The sequence below is a fragment of the Microbacterium sp. Bi128 genome (genome assembly GCF_918698205.1).
Genome location: NZ_CAKKMM010001413.1, coordinates 1 through 1,300, shown reverse-complemented (window position 1 = coordinate 1,300; position 1,300 = coordinate 1). Strand labels below are relative to the sequence as shown.

The following is a 1,300-nucleotide window of genomic DNA, read 5'->3' as shown; positions in this document are numbered from 1 at the left end:
ACCCGGTCCATCAGCTGTTCCAGGGCCACGGCCTTGGACGGCCGGCCGGAAATGAAGGGGTGGTTGGTCAGGACGAAGCAGCTCCCGGCAGCGTGGTGGGCCTCGGCCTCCAGCGTCCACATTTCGAGGACCTTGGCCGGGCTTTCGATGACGCCGCTTCCGGTGACGCCCGGGTAGAAGGCATACTGCTCCCAGTCGTCCAAAGCCCAGTCGACAGGGATTTCCACGAGATCGCGGGGGTCTGCCTCGGCAACGCTGAAGCGGTACGGCGCGTCGCCGTCGAGCAGGCTTGAGTCATACAGGAACCCGCGGTCGGCAAGGAGGGCCGGGGAATGCCAGTTGAGCTCCCACCACGGTGCCCTGTAGCCGGTCGGCCGGACGCCGGCGGCCTTGGCCAGGGCATCCAGGCCCCGGTCCAGGTACCGCGCCTCCGTGGCGGCGTCGATGCCTTGCATGGGTTCGTGCAGGTACCCGTGGTGTGCAATCTCGTGGCCGCCGTCGGCTATCCGGCGGACCACGTCCGGGTAGCATTCGGCGGTGAAACCCGGGACGAAGAACGTCGCCTGGATCTGCTGGCGCTCGAGGATCTGCAGAATCCGCGGGACGGCGACCTTGGGCCCGTAGGACTGGTGCGTCATGAGGGACATGCGCCTGGTGCTCTGCGGGTCATGGGCGATGGTGCAGGATTCGGCGTCGACGTCGAAGGTGAAGGACGCCGCGGCACGATGACCTTCGGGCCAGGTAATGGGATGGGCGGTGTCGGCGAAAGCGGGGAAGTTCACGGGGTTGATCTCCTGCTAGAGGGCGGCGGGCGTGGTTGATGTGACCGCAAGGCCGGTAGCGTCAGGTGAATCTGCGGTCTGTTCGCTGGGGGTGGGGACATCCAGGAACTTCCTGTGGAACCGCGGACCGAGGACGGCGTAAGCCGCGGCACTGGCCAGTCCCCCGGCGAGCCAGGACAGGTCCCATCCGCCCAGGGCGACGGCGATGGGCCCCTGCATGGCCGGCACCAGTCCGTACATGAACAGCCAGGTGGCGAAGATGCCGATGAGCAGGGAAGCGACACCGGCCGGATTCACGCCCGGCAGGCGTTTGGTGCCGACGGCGTCAAAGAGCCGGGACGGGTCGCCGGGCCAGCGCTTCTCGATCCAGAAGTAATGGACCAGCATGACTCCGCCCCAGGCAGCCACCCAGGCGACCAGCCCAATCAGCCAGGCATCCAGCACGGAGGCGAAATCCTCCTGGAAGATGAAGAAGATCACGGCCGCGAGGGAGAAGACGCCGACGAACAGGTTCAACT

At 66.7% G+C, this 1,300-nt stretch carries 1 protein-coding gene and 1 pseudogene; both read right to left on the bottom strand.

The window, feature by feature from the left end; all coding sequences use genetic code 11:
* The coding region (locus LQV45_RS33245) for a polysaccharide deacetylase (protein ID WP_230011984.1) at positions 1-782 on the bottom strand (782 nt) is incomplete at its 3' end.
* 15 nt (positions 783-797) lie between these two features.
* Positions 798-1,300, bottom strand: a pseudogene (locus tag LQV45_RS33240) (cytosine permease); the annotation flags it as partial.